The following is a 15,586-nucleotide window of genomic DNA, read 5'->3' on the forward strand; positions in this document are numbered from 1 at the left end:
TTACCTCCCGATTTGAAATGTAAGCTGGACGAAAAATTCATCCAATAAAAAAACCTCTCTTGCTTTTTTGGCAAAAGAGGCTGTAGGAGGTACACATGTACAGAAATCCCTTGTACATATGATTGAACCTCCCTTGTCAGCCTCTCTGGACTGTATTAAAGGGACAAATTATTCATTTGTTGAGATGGCTACTTCGTCAAGTCCATCAACCTCCGCTAATGCAGCGGAAATAATTTCTTTGCTGGAAGTCGGAACATTTTTGCCAACATAATCTGCTCTAATCGGCAGTTCTCTGTGTCCTCTGTCGATTAAAACTGCAAGTTGTATATTAGCAGCGCGGCCAAGGTCCATTATTGCATCCATGGCAGCTCTAACTGTTCTTCCAGTAAAGAGTACATCATCTACTAAAATTATTTTTTTATCTGTAACCTGCACGGGAATGTCCGTCCCTTTTAATTGAGGTTCCTGATTTTCTGTTTTAATTTTCAAGTCATCCCGGTACAGCGTAATGTCAATCACTCCAACAGATACAGAATTGCCTTCGATCTGCTCAATTCTTTCAGCCAGTCTTTTAGCTAAAAATTCACCCCGGGTTTTTATGCCTGTTAATACAATATCATTAACCCCTTTATTCCGCTCAATGATTTCATGAGCGATACGGGTTAAAGCTCTTCTTATAGCCTGCTCATCCATAATAACTGTTTTAGACATCGCAAACCCTCCTCTTCTTTCCATAAAAAAAATCCTCCCGTCCACATGACGAGAGGATAGAGTTATCCTGCTGGATACTCTTATTTACCGTTTCCTTCTCAGCCTCACGGGACTAATGTTTAAAGGACTTGTTAAGTTACATTGATTATGGCAGAGGTGCTTGTCTTTGTCAACTTCTTTTCTCTAATAAATCCAGAAGTTCTACCATATCTTGTGGAATCTCTCTTTCAAATTCCATATATTCGCCCTTACGCGGATGATCAAAGCCTAACGTTTGTGCATGCAGGGCTTGTCCTTCAATAGGAAGCGTTTTAGAAGGTCCGTATTTTGGATCACCAGCTAGAGGGAAACCGATATATTTCATATGAACACGAATTTGGTGCGTTCTGCCTGTCTCGAGCTGACATTCAACAAATGTAAAATCTTTAAAGCGTTTAATCACATTGAAATGTGTAACGGCATTTCTGCTGTTATCATCCGTTACTGTCATTTTTTGACGGTCACTTTTATCACGGCCAATTGGAGCATCGATTGTTCCATGGTCGTGCGGCATTACTCCGTGAACAATCGCTTTATATTTTCTTGTTGTTGTTTTATCTTTTAACTGATCCACAAGAGATTCATGGGCAATGTCATTTTTAGCGACCATCAGCAGTCCTGAAGTGTCTTTATCGATACGATGCACAATGCCCGGACGCAATACACCATTAATACCAGATAAATCTTTGCAATGAGCCATAAGACCATTAACAAGTGTACCACTGTGATGTCCAGGTGCAGGATGTACGACCATACCTCTAGGCTTGTTTACAACAAGGACATCGCTGTCTTCATATACAATATCCAGTTCCATTTCTTCTGGCACAACATCCAATTCTTGAGGTTCAGGAATGTCAATTTCAACAAAATCTCCGTTTTGACATTTATAATTAGACTTGATCGGTTTACTATTTACAATTACTTGTTTTTCTTTAATCCAGTTTTGAATTTGTGATCGTGACCATTCATCCTGGACGTCTGATAAAACTTTATCAATACGGTTCCCTTCCTGTTCAGTAGTTACCGTATATTCAAATTTGTTCATTTTTTGTCTCCTTCTTGCTGCTCTCCATGAAGCTTTGAATAAAAATTAAACCAACACCAATTACCAAAGCGCTGTCTGCAACATTAAAAATCGGAAAATCATAATTTCCGATATATACATTTAGAAAATCAACAACTTCTCCTCTTATTAATCTGTCGGAAAAGTTTCCAATAGCCCCTCCCAAAACAAGGGCTAATGCAAATTTCAATAATTTATCTGAAGCATGTTTTTGCAAATAATATACGACTGCTCCAACCACTGCAAGTGTGATGATTATAAAAAAGTATCTCTGATCTTGTAAAATACCAAACGCTGCGCCTCTGTTTCTGTGCGAGGTTATGTAAAATACTTCATCAATGATGGGTATAGATTCCCCGAGGTTCATATTTTTAACGATCGTCCATTTTGTCAGCTGGTCTAAAGCAAAGACTAACAATGCAAAAAGATAATAAAACAATAGAACTCCTCCGATTCAGAAATGTTGTCTTTATGAATTGTAGCACAGCAATCAGAAATTCTACAATTTTAATTTGTCCAAACCCGTGGCAAATCAGTGAAAAAAATCCCGCCGTAGCGGGATTTTTTTATGCATAATTCTTTTCAATAATATCAGCACAGCTTGCACAAAGTGTTGGGTGGCTTTCGTTCTCTCCAACATCTTCTGACACTACCCAGCAGCGCTCACATGTTTCACCTTCTGCCGGTTTTACAACGACAGCAACGTGTTCAAAATAGTGTGCATCTTCTGGGGCTTCTGATTTTTCCCCTGCGATTGTTGCTTTAGATACGATGAATAGTTTGTTTAAATCTTCAACACTTTCCAACCAAATCTTAAGTGCTTCTGAAGGATACAATGTAATTGTAGCAGTTAAAGATTTACCGATCGTTTTTTGACTTCTTGCATCTTCCAGGGCCTTTAAAATTTCATCACGGACATCCATGAAAGTATCCCAATCTTTTTCAAGTTGTTCAGTACACGTATAATTTTTAGTTTCAGGCATTACTGTTAATTGAACACTAGCTTCCTCAACACCTGGAATGTACTCCCACACTTCGTCAGCAGTATGTGCTAATACTGGTGCAGAAAGTTTCGTCAGAGCCATTAATGCCTCATAAAGTACAGTTTGGATGCTTCTTCGCTTATGATCGTCTTCCGCTTGAATATACAAAGTATCTTTTGCCATATCTAAATAGAAAGAACTCAATTCAATCGTACAGAAATTATGAATTGTATTGTATACCGTAATGAATTGATATTCTTCATATGCCTTTTTAACTTTAGATACGACGTTATCCAATTTCACCATCATGTATTTTTCGAGTTCCGGCATCTCATCAAACTTTACTGAATGCTGTTTCGGATCAAATCCATGCAGATTTCCTAATAAGAATCGTAGTGTATTTCTAATTTTACGATAAACTTCAGCAACTTGTTTTAAAATGTCATCAGATACACGTACGTCTGATTGATAGTCAACGGATGAAACCCAAAGTCGAATAATATCAGCACCTAGTTGCTTCATTACTTTAATTGGATCTAAAGTGTTCCCGATCGACTTACTCATTTTTCGGCCTTCACCGTCAAGAACGAATCCGTGACTCAAGATCGCTTTATAAGGCGATTTTCCTGTAATCGCTACAGATGTAGAAAGGGAAGAGTTAAACCATCCGCGGTATTGGTCAGACCCTTCTAAATAAAGGTCAGCAGGGCGAACTAGATCTTCTCTTTCTTCTAATACACCCCAATGTGATGTTCCAGAATCGAACCAAACGTCCATGATGTCAGTTTCTTTTGTGAAACGTCCATTTGGACTGTGTGAAGAAGTAAAACCATCTGGAAGCAGATCTTTTGCTTCTCTTTCAAACCAGACGTTTGATCCATGTTCTCTAAACAATTCTACTACATGACTAATTGTTTCTTCTGTAAGAATCGCTTCTCCATCCTCGCCATAGAAAACCGGAATCGGAACACCCCATGCACGCTGACGGGAGATACACCAGTCTTCACGATCCTTTATCATGTTATGAAGACGTGTTTCACCCCAGTTTGGAATCCAGTTTACTTCTTCGATCGCACGCAGCATATCTTCACGAATTCCTTTGATTGAAGCAAACCATTGTGCAGTAGCACGGAAAATAACAGGTTTCTTCGTTCTCCAGTCATGCGGATATGAGTGTTTTATAAATGATAGTTTTAATAAAGCGCCTTTTTCTTTTAGCTGTTCTGTAATCGGCTTATTTGCCTCATCATAAAACATTCCTTCAAATCCTGGAGCATCCTTTGTCATCATTCCACGATCATCAACCGGGCATAAAACATCAAGTCCATAACGTTTACCTACTAAAAAGTCATCTTCCCCGTGGCCAGGAGCAGTGTGAACACATCCTGTACCTGCATCAGTCGTTACGTGGTCACCAAGCATAACAAGTGAGTCACGGTCATATAACGGATGTTTAGCCACTGCACGTTCAATTTCAGCACCTTTGAAACGTTTTACAACCTCTGCTTGCTCCCATTCAAAGTCTTTCTTTAAAGACTCTAATAATGCTTCAGCTACAACATATTTTCCAGTTTCAGTTTGGACGGAAACATAGTCCAGTTCAGGGTGTACAGAAATTCCTAAGTTAGCAGGAATCGTCCATGGTGTGGTCGTCCAGATGACAAGTTTTTCATCAGTATCCAGAACACCTTTGCCATCCTTCACTTCGAATGCTACAAAAATAGATGCCGAACGCTTATCTTGATATTCAATCTCAGCTTCTGCTAATGCAGACTCTGATGATGGAGACCAATATACAGGTTTCAACCCTTTATAAATTAGGTCTCGTTTTGCCATCTCGCCGAATACTTCGATTTGTCTTGCTTCGTATCCTTTTTCAAGTGTGATATAAGGATTATCCCAGTCACCGCGGACACCTAATCGTTTAAATTGTTCACGCTGGTGATCAACTTGCTTTAGTGCATATTCTTCACAAAGCTTACGGAATTCCGCAACGGATAATTCTTTACGTTTTACTTTTCCGCTCTTTGTCAAAGCAGTTTCAATCGGTAATCCATGTGTGTCCCAACCTGGTACATATGGGGAGTAATGACCTGTCATCGATTTAAAACGAACGATGATATCTTTCAAGATTTTATTTTCAGCATGCCCGATATGAATATCTCCATTTGCATATGGAGGACCATCATGCAGAATAAAAGGTGGAAGATCCTTCGTGTTCTCCATTACTTTTTGATAAATATTCATTTCATTCCATTTTTCTTGTACAACAGGTTCACGCTGAGGCAAGTTGCCGCGCATTGGAAACTCTGTTTTGGGCATTAAAAGAGTGTCTTTATAATTCATTAACAAATCCTCCTTGTATTCAATCATGCAGACTCAACTGCTCCTTTGGCTTTTTTCAAGGTTGCTGAAACGAAAAAACCTTCCCGTCCACTACTTATGAAAGTAGGGACGAGAAGGTTTTCCCGCGGTACCACCCTAATAGGTTTTTAACATAAAAACCCGCTTAGCCATCCGTAGCGTGGATGATGCGCCTAAACTTACTATCTTTTTCAGTTCAGGAACTCAAGGGTGATCTTCGAATACTGCTCTATACCAGGCTTGCACCAGCCCCTGGCTCGCTACAATAGAGTGAAAGTATTTTACTGTCCCTGTCTACGTCATTTATTAATCTTACAAAAGTATATGCGATTTTTTAAACGAATGTCAAGCTTCCGTCTTTACTTCCTGGAGCTCATAACCTTCTAGATTCTCGGGAGCATTTAAAGAATCCCAATCATCGTTTTTTAGCATCTCAAGCTGAGCTTCTATCAACATTCTGAAGCGAGTACGATAAACTGAAGATTGTTTTTTAAGTTCATCAATCTCCATTGAGATTTTTCTAGATTTTGATAAAGACTCATTGATAATACGGTCAGCATTCTTCTCCGCTTCTTTAATAATCAATCGAGCTTCTTTATTTGCCGTACGCTTAACTTCTTCACCAGTTTCTTGTGCAATGAGAATTGACTTATTTAGCGTCTCCTCGATGTTCTTAAAGTACGAAATTTTTTCTTCCAGCTTTTCAACATTTTCTTCCAGCGATTTCTTCTCCCGAATAACTGCTTCGTAATCTTTAATTACCTGATCTAAAAAGTCATTCACTTCATCTTCGCTATATCCTCTGAAACCTCTAGTGAATTCTTTGTTATGAATATCTAACGGTGTTAAGGGCACTAAAGCCACCTCCATAGATGCATTGTTTTTTACCTAAATTCGACAATTTTTCGGGTATTCCTTCTACACAAAAAAATTATTTAGGCTGTTATAAACTCTGTTGCTAATAAACGGTTGAATTCCGCGTCTTATTTTAAAAGTCCGTACCGTATTCGCCATTTTTCTCTTTTAGTTGTTCCTTCAATCGCGATCAATTTACTTCTGCCAAATCCCCGAAGCGAAAAATCATCACCTTCCCTTACTTCAACAGAAGTCTGGTCAGTGATTTTATGATTCAGCTTCACTCTGCCTTGAACGATAAGAGGCGAAACTTTTGAACGAGAAAGATTGTAAATTTCTGCGATTATGACATCTAGACGCAAAGAAGATACCGTACCGTTTCTTTCTTCATATTCAGCTTCGATTACCGCTAATGCACCTTCATCGATATGCTTAAGCTTTACACCTGTTTTGCCGATTTTCGTTAAGTTCATTTCAATAAAACCGGAGACCTCTTCTGCACATACAAATTGCACTTGATCATCTTTTACAAGAATATCACCGTATTTACTTCTTTTCACTCCAATATTCATTAAAGCACCTAACACATCTCGGTGTTCAATCGTTGAAAATTTAGATGGATATGTAATGTCAAAATAAACGAGCTGATAGTCACTTGAATTTGCTTCATAATAATCCGGATAAATGAGCGCTCTTTTTCGTTCAGAATAAGAAGAGCCTCCCCACATAGAGAGGCGGATCTCCGCATCATTTCCAACGATGCTTCTCACAATCTCTTGCTCTCGCGGATCAAGAAAATCAGTAAGTTTAGGACTGTATCTTTCAATAACGTCCTCTTTCCATCCGACTACGCGATCAACAAACTCGTGTTCTTCTGGTCTGTAATGCTGGTAAATGCTCATCATTCATTACCAGGCTAAAATGTATTGTTAAGCATGTCTGCTACAACATAAATCCCATATTTTGCAAAATGCAAAGAGATTAAAGCTACAATTGGCGACAGATCAATCATTCCAAGAGGCGGGATGATTTTTCTGAAAGGTGACAAGTATGGCTCCACCAATCTTGCCAGAACTTGGCCGAAGGAGGATTCTCTTGCGTTAGGAAACCAAGAAAGTAATATGTAACCAATTATCATGTAATAATAAACATCTAGTAATTTAACAAGTATTCCAGCTATTGTTTCTATCAAACAATTTCACCTGCCTGTATTAATCTTCGTCCATCATTTCTGAAATCGTTCCAGAAACATCGACGTTTTCTGGTGTACAAAGGAATGTATTTGGACCAAGTTTCTGAATGTCCCCGCCGATTGCATAAACAGTACCTGATAAAAAGTCTACAATCCGCTTTGCTTGGTCATGGGGAATGCGCTGCAGATTCATAACAACTGCTCTGCGGTTCTTGAGCTGATCTGCTATGTCTTGTGCCTCAGCATAAACACGCGGTTCAACAAGTACTACCTTTACTTGCTGCTGAATGCTTTGCAGACTGACAACATTAGCTTTACCTTTTTTCGTATGAGATGGTGTGATCTCTTCTTCTTCTTCATATGACTCTTCTTCATACTCATTTTCATATTCATAATCATCTTCTAAGTCAAAAAAGCGTCTGAATTTCGTTTTAATGCCCATTAAAATCCACCTCCTAAAATTCTTTACCTACTAAGCTCGTACCGATACGGAGAAAGGTAGCCCCTTCTTCAACTGCTATAACATAATCATTCGACATTCCCATTGATAGCTCAGTACACGGTGCGTGGGAAAAATCTTGATCTTGAATGTCGATTTGTAATTGTTTTAACGTTGAAAAAACATTTCGGATCAATGACTCATCTTCTGTAAATGGAGCCATAGTCATGAGCCCTGCGATTTTAATTTTGTCGTACTCTTTTAGTTTATCGACAAAAGGCATCACATCTTTTACTGATAATCCATGTTTTGAGTCTTCTTCTGCAACATTTACTTGAATAAAACAAGAAATAGTTCGTTCAGCTCTTTTTTGAATTTCTTTTGCAAGGCTTAAACGGTCAAGAGAATGTATATAATCCACATAATTAATTACATCTTTCACTTTTCTTGTCTGCAAGCTACCGATAAAATGCCAAATGACAGGCAATCCTGAAAGATGCTCTCTTTTTTCAAGGAGTCCTTCTACTCTATTTTCTCCCAGGTGTTCAATCCCCGCCTGGACTGCTTCCTTTGCAGTTTCATTACTAACATATTTCGTTACGGCTATTAATTTAACGCCCTTTGGCTCTCTGTTTTTTTCACGACAAACACGATTTATATTTTCTTCAATTTGTTCTTTATTTTCTTGAATAGTCAATCTTTGATTTTGCTCCTTTCAAAAACAACCGTCTCAAACAAGATGTTTTCTGCCGATAAAACTCATCATTCGACCTGTCTTACCATTTTCCTTCCTATAAGAAAAAAAGATGTCGTTTTTACAACTTGTACAATCATGAGATTTTGTAATATTTTCAGGAGATAATCCAGCATTAATCAAAAAAATCTCATTTAAGTTTTGTAAATTCAGCTGATATTTTCCTGATTGGTTTTTAGAAAAAACATTATTATCCTCACGTCCACCCATTGCAGCTCTTACTTCTGTGATTACTTTTTCGTCTACTTCATAGCAACAGTCGCCAATCGCAGGACCAATAGCGGCTTTTATATCTTGTATGTCTACCCTTTCCTTTTCACACCACAGTTTAACCATTTTTGGACCGATCTTTCCGACAGTCCCTCGCCAGCCTGCGTGAGCCAAGCCAATAAGATTATTTTCGGGTGAATAAAAGTAGAGAGGAACACAATCAGCATATAAAGAAGTTAATAATACATTTTCTACTTCTGTATAAATACCATCTGTATTCTCTATTGCTGATTCAAAATCCAAAGATCCTTTTCCTATATCTTGCGGTGTTACTTTCATGATGTTTGTTCCATGTACCTGCTGTGTTCCTACCCAATTTTGTATAGGAAACCCAATGTCCTCTGCAAATGCCAGTCTGTTTTTTTGGACTTTTTCTGGATTATCTTCTACATGAAATCCCATATTTAAAGTTTGAAATGAATCCGTACTAAATCCGCCAGTCCGAGTCGTAAAACCTGCCAAAATATTCGGATTTTCGTTTTGCCATGATTGCAAAGACATTTGCTTTCCAGTTTGCTTAAATAAATTCATTTTATGTTGTCCTCCTGGAAAGTTTTATGTTTATTTTACCACATTATTAGATAAGAAAGAAAAAGAACCGCTATTTCAATTGATCATACGGTTCTTTCGTGTATTCATGTAATTCGCTTGCATCCATATGTCTAACTAAAATGACATCAGCTCCAATTTTAACAATATTGCGCCATGGAATGACGATATCATTTTCCCTTGCAAAGAAACCAAGCATTTTTCCGGCCCCAGGAATAATGATAGCGTCAATTTTTCCCGTATTTAAATTTATTTCAAGATCTGCAATGTGACCAAGTTTTTTTCCATTTGCTACATTTACAACATCTTTTACTTGAAAATCAGATATTTTATTCATATGGACACCCCGCCTTTCTGTTTCCATTATATGAAGAACCAAGCTGTTTCATGTTTTTTTATCAACAAAAAAACCCGCAAAAATACGGGTTTAGCTGCTTTGAATATTTTTATTCATCTGTGAGATCGCTGCTTTTTCAAGCCTGGACACTTGTGCTTGGGATATACCGATTTCATCAGCGACTTCCATCTGTGTTTTGCCTTGAAAGAAACGCATTGTCAATATCATTTTTTCTCTATCGTTTAGACGTCTCATACCTTCTTTTAATGCTATTTCTTCAATCCATTGCATATCTTTCGCTTTATCATCACTGATCTGATCCATGACGAAAATGGGATCGCCGCCATCATTATAAATCGGTTCGAACAGTGATACAGGGTCTTGAATCGCATCAAGCGCAAATACAACTTCTTCTTTTGGAACGTCTAGTGCTTCCGCAATTTGCTGTGCAGTGGGTTCCCGAGAAAGTTTGTTCATGAGCTGGTCACGAACTTGCAGAGCTTTATATGCAATGTCTCTTAAGCTCCTTGAAACTCGAATCGGATTATTATCACGCAAATATCGCCTTATTTCTCCGATTATCATGGGTACAGCATAAGTAGAAAATTTAACATTTTGACCAAGATCGAAATTATCGATGGACTTCATAAGCCCGATACAGCCCACTTGGAATAGATCATCAACGTGCTCACCGCGATTATTGAATCGCTGTATGACACTCAGAACCAGCCTAAGGTTTCCATTTACCAGTGTTTCACGCGCATCCGGGTCACCTTTGTGCATCTTGTCAAACAGAATGCGCATCTCTGGATTTTTTAAAACAGGAAGCTTTGATGTATCAACTCCGCAAATCTCAACTTTATTTCTTGTCAAGTCTTTTCCCTCCTGCCGGGAGCTAATTTCAAATTAAGTATCACCGAACGGAGGGAAATTTATGCAATTGTGATTTTCATAAAAAATGTAAAAACACATTAAAGTTTAATTAGGATAATACTCTAAACCATTTTATTAAATTCTTTTTGAAGCCGTTTTATTATCCTTTTTTCAAGCCTCGAAATATACGATTGGGAGATCCCCAGCATATCCGCAACATCTTTTTGAGTCTTTTCTTCACCGCCGGATAATCCAAATCGCAGCTCCATGATTTGCTTTTCCCGATCATTTAACGTAAATAATGCTTTCAACAGTAGTTTTCTATCTACGTTAGCTTCGATCCTTCTTGTAATGATATCTTCTTCTGTACCTAAAACATCGGAAAGAAGCAGTTCATTTCCATCCCAATCGACATTTAGAGGTTCATCAAATGACACTTCTGAACGGGTCTTGTTGTTGCGTCTTAAATACATTAAAATTTCGTTTTCTATACAACGGGAGGCATAAGTCGCAAGCTTTATCTTTTTCTCAGGATTAAATGTATTCACAGCCTTGATTAAACCGATTGTCCCAATACTTATTAAGTCTTCAATGTTAATGCCTGTATTTTCAAACTTTCTGGCGATATAAACAACTAATCGAAGGTTTCGTTCAATCAACAGCGATTTTGCTGCCTTATCACCAGAAGGAAGCTTTTCAAGCAAAAGTGCCTCTTCTTCTTTGCTTAAGGGGGGCGGAAGTGCCTCGTTTCCCCCGATGTAATATATTTCATCAGACTTTAAACCAAGTTTAAACAATAACTTATACCAGAACATCGTAATTTTAAGACGCCACTTGAACATAAATACTCCCCTCTCACAGTAAAATCTCATTTACGAAGCTTGTACATGCTGAAGATACATTTTTGGATGGATGATTGCATCGAACTGCCCTTCACTTGATAATGCTGTCCAGCTTAATCCCACTAAGCTTTGGGGTGTTTTTACCGAGTTTCCATCTTTAACAATTTCAATAGAATCAGGCTTAATACACGCCAGAAATTGCTGATTGCCGACTGAACGGTATGGTACAATTCTTAACCTGTTAATCCAAGGGTGATCTCCATAATCACTTCCGAGGGATAAAACATCCTTTGATGCTGATTGAATCACGTCTGGAAAGGTATATCCATGGATATTCATATCAAGTATCATTACAGGCATCTTAGAGATTGGATCGTATAATTTATTGCCAGTATCAATAAGTCCATTTGCTTGAATTTCAATTTCATCAATCCTAATCCAAACTGTAACAAGACTATCTGCATCCATTTTTTGAACGGTTATGTCATCGATTCTTTTTTTTGAAAAATACCACAATGCCGGAACACCTATAATTACAAACAACCAGCTCACTGGATCACCCATTCCAGTTCCTTTCGTAGTCAAAACACCATTCATAATCTCAGCATCGGTTTGCATAAAATAATGGAGTGCAAAAATTCCGCCGCCCGTCACAAAGGAAACAAAATAAAACATAGCCAAGTTTTTTAACGTATAACGAAATCGTTTAAATCCAAAAGCTATTAGCATAATCACAATGGAAAATAAGAACTTAATAACAGGCTGAGAAAAGACCATAAACTCTGGATAGACAATTAATAATACATAGCTAGACGCGGCAAGAGTTGCAAGGAGGATTCTTTTTTTCGATGCATTGCGCTTTAAAACATATGCTGTTAAGGAAATTAATACATAATCAATGCAGAAATTAAGAAACCAAATGACGTCCAAATAAACTGTCATTGGTTTTCTCCTTTCTTAATTTTGAAGTTAGTATAACGTATAGGTTGTTTGAAAGTCTGTCAGTTTTTGAGTGCAGTATAGTTCTTATTTTCACTTTTTTTGTCAAAAATTCTTATATGTATAAAATAAGCATAGAAATTAGCGGCTGCATTCGTAAACTATCATGGTTGAGGGTGGTTGATTTTTGCTCACACGTGCTCGCTTTACGCGGGGCAAGGTGAAAGACATATAAAAAGCTGCTTCTGTGTCTGCAAGAAAATCCTGTAAAAGCGAGCTTCCTTATCGAATGCCTTGCGAGAAGAATACTCAGGTGCTGGCTCGCTGATCCTAGCCGTATTCTCGCAATACACTCCAATCAACATATCAATGATGAGAATGGACAATACGAGCTAAAAGCTTTAAGAAAAGAGCCTTTTAATCAACTGCCAAAGAAAAAAAAAACGACTCAAAGAGAAATTATTCTCTTTGAGTCGTTTTTTATAATTTAAAAGTCTATTTATTCACTTTTGTACATTTTTTTTAAAAGTATAGGACAAAAGCGTTAGCTAGGTGTCCCTATACAAAAATTTTGTTATTTCTAACCTTTTGAAACTTTGATTTTTATTTAATTCCACAGTAATGCCCAGTTTATCCACGTTATTTTCAATAATTCCACGTTAAAGTCTAATATATCCACGTTATTTCAGATATTTCCACGAAACTCAAAAATTTACGTTTTCTAACACAAAAAAAAGACCCAAAAGATGAGTAGATCTTCTTTTGGGTCTTTCTCTTTTCCATTTATCTTCTTCTGTTTCTGCTGCGGTTACGCAAGAACGTTGGGATATCCAGCGTTTCAGAATCAGCGTTTGAATACGATGAGTTTCTAGACTCTGATTGATTTTCCTCACGTGATTGAGGTTGTGACTGTGATTGAGTTGGATTAGAGTTAGTTTGGTGTAAATTTTGAGAGGACTGCATTTTTGGACGCTGCTCTCTTTGTTGGTTGTTTACCAATTTTTCATTCTCATCAAATCCAGTTGCAATTACAGTAACTAAAATTTCATCTTTAAGCTCTTCATTGATTACTGACCCAAAGATCATGTTTACTTCAGGATCAGATGCAGAAGAAACAATGTCAGCAGCTTCATTCACTTCATAAAGGCTTAGGTTAGCTCCACCTGTAATGTTCATCAATACACCTTTTGCCCCATCGATTGAAGTTTCAAGAAGTGGAGATGAAATCGCTTTTTTAGCTGCTTCAGCTGCACGATTTTCACCTGTTCCAACACCGATACCCATAAGTGCAGAACCGCGCTCTGTCATAATTGTTTTAACATCAGCAAAGTCAAGGTTGATTAATCCTGGTACAGCGATTAAATCAGAAATACCTTGTACACCTTGTCGTAAAACATTATCCGCTTCACGGAATGCTTCTAGCATCGGAGTATTTTTATCAACGATTTCTAATAGACGGTCATTTGGGATAACGATCAATGTATCTACTTTTTCTTTTAGAACAGAAATTCCGCCAACTGCCTGCGTAGAACGTTTGCGGCCTTCGAATGTGAATGGACGAGTCACTACTCCAACAGTAAGTGCTCCTAAATCTTTTGCGATTTCAGCTACTACTGGTGCAGCACCGGTACCAGTACCTCCACCCATTCCAGCAGTTACGAATACCATATCAGCACCAGCAAGTGCTTCTTCGATTTGTTCACGGCTTTCTTCAGCCGCTTTTTTACCGATATCCGGATTAGCACCAGCGCCTAACCCTCTTGTCAACTTTGTTCCGATTTGCATCTTCACAGGAGCTTTTGAAAGGTTTAGAGCTTGAGCATCCGTATTTACACAGATGAACTCCACTCCTTGTACTCCATGTTCAATCATTCGGTTAACAGCATTGCTTCCGCCGCCGCCAACACCAATTACTTTAATCGTTGCTAACTGATCCATATTCATATCAAACTCTAACATGAGCGTTCCTCCTAATGACTAGTTCCGAACTGTTATTCAAAAAATAAACCGAACCAGTCTTTGACTTTTGATTTCATACCACCAGGTTGTTTTTCCTGTGCTGGTTTTTGGCTTGTTTGTTTTTTCTTCGGTGCTGACTGGACAGCGTCGTCTGATAATGCAGATGCAACTTCTTTGCCTTGCACCTTAATATTTTTATGTGTGAAATGAATAAGCCCTACTCCTGCAGTAAACTTCGGCTCTCTTACACCGATGTAATCAGGTAAAGATACCCTTACGTTTTGCTGGAAGATATCCTGAGCCAATTCAAGCACTCCAGGAATTGCTGCTACACCACCTGTGATAACAAAACCGCCAGGCAATTCTGAATAGCCGCGCTGATGCAATTCATCATCAATCATTTCGAATATTTCAGCCATACGTGCTTCGATGATTAAAGACAGTTCATATTGGGAAATTTCTTGTTCCTGTGATGAACCAATCTGTGAAACGTTAAAGGTTTCATCTTTTGAAGCATAGTCAACAAATGAATGACCATGTTTCAATTTAATCTTTTCAGCATCTTCAGCAGAAGTTCTTAATCCAATTGAAATGTCTTTTGTAATAAAATCTCCGCCGATAGGAAGAACGGATGTAAGCTGCATCGTCCCTTGATCGAATACGGACAATGTAGTAGAACCGCCACCAATATCTATGAGCGCTACACCCAGATCCATTTCATCACGTGAAAGTGCGATGGAAGCCGTTGCTAAGGGTTCAAGGCAAATATCAGCTACGGTCAACCCGGCTCTTTCTACACATCGAAGTAAGTTATGTAAGATGGTTTTGGAACCAGTAATTACAGTCCCTTCCATTTCTAATCTAACACCTAACATGCCTCTTGGGTCAATAATTTCATCGGTTCCATCCACAATGAACTGGCGTGGAATCACATCAATGATTTCTCGTTCTGGCGGCACAGACATAACTTGTGCTGCTTCTATTACTCTAGCAATATCATCGTCTCCGATTTCACGATCTTCTCTGGATACTGCTACTACACCGTGACATGGCTGCAGTTGAATATGGTTTCCTTTGACGCCTACAATTACCGCATTAATAGGGATACCTAACATTCTCTCTGCCTGTTCAACGGCTTTTCTAATCGAACGAACAGTTTCATCGATATCTACAATGGAACCTTTACGGATTCCAGCTGATTTTGCATGGCCAACACCAATTACATTAAAGGTTTCACTGGTCATTTCTCCAATGATAACTTTAATATTGGATGTACCGATGTCTAAACTTACATATATTTCATTGCTGTTCATTCTGTGGCACCTCCTAACCTTTCTTCCCATTAAATCTTCATCAATAAAGATAATCAAATTCCCTTTATTTTCGCTTAATTATGGAATAAATTCCACAAATAACG

Annotated in this window: 16 protein-coding genes and 1 other annotated feature; all 16 genes read right to left on the reverse strand. The window is 38.2% G+C overall.

Going from position 1 to position 15,586, the window contains the following annotated elements:
* Window positions 1-168 precede the first annotated feature (168 nt).
* The 16 genes from pyrR to ftsA all read right to left on the reverse strand — a co-directional run bounded on the left by pyrR (window position 169) and on the right by ftsA (window position 15,482).
* The gene (pyrR, locus tag RGB74_RS11105; protein WP_310762855.1) at window positions 169-711 is read right to left on the reverse strand and encodes a bifunctional pyr operon transcriptional regulator/uracil phosphoribosyltransferase PyrR; all 543 of its coding nucleotides are present in this window, start codon (window positions 709-711) and stop codon (window positions 169-171) included.
* A 169-nt stretch (window positions 712-880) separates the two neighbouring features.
* On the reverse strand, window positions 881-1,795 hold the full coding sequence (locus RGB74_RS11110) for an RluA family pseudouridine synthase (protein ID WP_310759376.1): 915 nt from the start codon (window positions 1,793-1,795) through the stop codon (window positions 881-883).
* Window positions 1,782-2,252: a signal peptidase II gene (gene lspA / locus RGB74_RS11115; RefSeq protein ID WP_310759377.1), complete on the reverse strand. Its 471-nt coding sequence runs from the start codon at window positions 2,250-2,252 to the stop codon at window positions 1,782-1,784. Before lspA ends, RGB74_RS11110 begins: the two co-directional genes overlap by 14 nt.
* 127 nt (window positions 2,253-2,379) lie before the next feature.
* Window positions 2,380-5,142 (reverse strand): isoleucine--tRNA ligase, encoded by a 2,763-nt coding sequence (gene ileS, locus RGB74_RS11120; RefSeq protein WP_310759378.1) that lies wholly within the window; start codon window positions 5,140-5,142, stop codon window positions 2,380-2,382.
* Window positions 5,143-5,243: 101 nt separating this feature from the next.
* Window positions 5,244-5,466 (reverse strand) — a binding site (T-box leader).
* A 39-nt stretch (window positions 5,467-5,505) separates the two neighbouring features.
* Window positions 5,506-6,015: a DivIVA domain-containing protein gene (locus tag RGB74_RS11125; protein WP_310759379.1), complete on the reverse strand. Its 510-nt coding sequence runs from the start codon at window positions 6,013-6,015 to the stop codon at window positions 5,506-5,508.
* A 128-nt stretch (window positions 6,016-6,143) separates the two neighbouring features.
* Window positions 6,144-6,917 carry a YlmH family RNA-binding protein gene (locus tag RGB74_RS11130; protein WP_310759380.1) on the reverse strand — a complete coding sequence of 258 codons (774 nt, stop codon included), beginning with the start codon at window positions 6,915-6,917 and terminating at the stop codon, window positions 6,144-6,146.
* Between the two features lie 14 nt (window positions 6,918-6,931).
* Window positions 6,932-7,204 (reverse strand): YggT family protein, encoded by a 273-nt coding sequence (locus RGB74_RS11135; RefSeq protein ID WP_310762856.1) that lies wholly within the window; start codon window positions 7,202-7,204, stop codon window positions 6,932-6,934.
* Between the two features lie 22 nt (window positions 7,205-7,226).
* Complete coding sequence (locus RGB74_RS11140) at window positions 7,227-7,649, reverse strand: cell division protein SepF (protein WP_310759381.1); 423 nt, start codon at window positions 7,647-7,649, stop codon at window positions 7,227-7,229.
* 13 nt (window positions 7,650-7,662) lie between these two features.
* Window positions 7,663-8,343, reverse strand: coding sequence for a YggS family pyridoxal phosphate-dependent enzyme (locus RGB74_RS11145; protein WP_396135961.1), 681 nt, complete (start codon window positions 8,341-8,343; stop codon window positions 7,663-7,665).
* Window positions 8,344-8,376: 33 nt separating this feature from the next.
* Window positions 8,377-9,201: a peptidoglycan editing factor PgeF gene (pgeF, locus tag RGB74_RS11150; protein WP_310759382.1), complete on the reverse strand. Its 825-nt coding sequence runs from the start codon at window positions 9,199-9,201 to the stop codon at window positions 8,377-8,379.
* A 70-nt stretch (window positions 9,202-9,271) separates the two neighbouring features.
* Complete coding sequence (locus tag RGB74_RS11155; protein WP_310261507.1) at window positions 9,272-9,556, reverse strand: YlmC/YmxH family sporulation protein; 285 nt, start codon at window positions 9,554-9,556, stop codon at window positions 9,272-9,274.
* Between the two features lie 90 nt (window positions 9,557-9,646).
* The gene (gene sigG / locus RGB74_RS11160; RefSeq protein WP_066240567.1) at window positions 9,647-10,429 is read right to left on the reverse strand and encodes an RNA polymerase sporulation sigma factor SigG; all 783 of its coding nucleotides are present in this window, start codon (window positions 10,427-10,429) and stop codon (window positions 9,647-9,649) included.
* Window positions 10,430-10,551: 122 nt separating this feature from the next.
* Window positions 10,552-11,271: an RNA polymerase sporulation sigma factor SigE gene (sigE, locus tag RGB74_RS11165; protein WP_310759383.1), complete on the reverse strand. Its 720-nt coding sequence runs from the start codon at window positions 11,269-11,271 to the stop codon at window positions 10,552-10,554.
* Between the two features lie 30 nt (window positions 11,272-11,301).
* The gene (spoIIGA, locus tag RGB74_RS11170) at window positions 11,302-12,213 is read right to left on the reverse strand and encodes a sigma-E processing peptidase SpoIIGA (protein ID WP_310759384.1); all 912 of its coding nucleotides are present in this window, start codon (window positions 12,211-12,213) and stop codon (window positions 11,302-11,304) included.
* 780 nt (window positions 12,214-12,993) lie between these two features.
* Window positions 12,994-14,169, reverse strand: coding sequence for a cell division protein FtsZ (ftsZ, locus tag RGB74_RS11175; protein ID WP_310759385.1), 1,176 nt, complete (start codon window positions 14,167-14,169; stop codon window positions 12,994-12,996).
* A gap of 32 nt (window positions 14,170-14,201) precedes the next feature.
* Window positions 14,202-15,482 (reverse strand): cell division protein FtsA, encoded by a 1,281-nt coding sequence (gene ftsA, locus RGB74_RS11180; RefSeq protein WP_310759386.1) that lies wholly within the window; start codon window positions 15,480-15,482, stop codon window positions 14,202-14,204.
* Between the last annotated feature and the right edge of the window lie 104 nt (window positions 15,483-15,586).

Origin of the sequence: Bacillus sp. NEB1478 (assembly GCF_031582965.1) — a bacterium.
In the GTDB taxonomy this organism is placed as follows: Bacteria; Bacillota; Bacilli; order Bacillales; family Fictibacillaceae; genus Fictibacillus.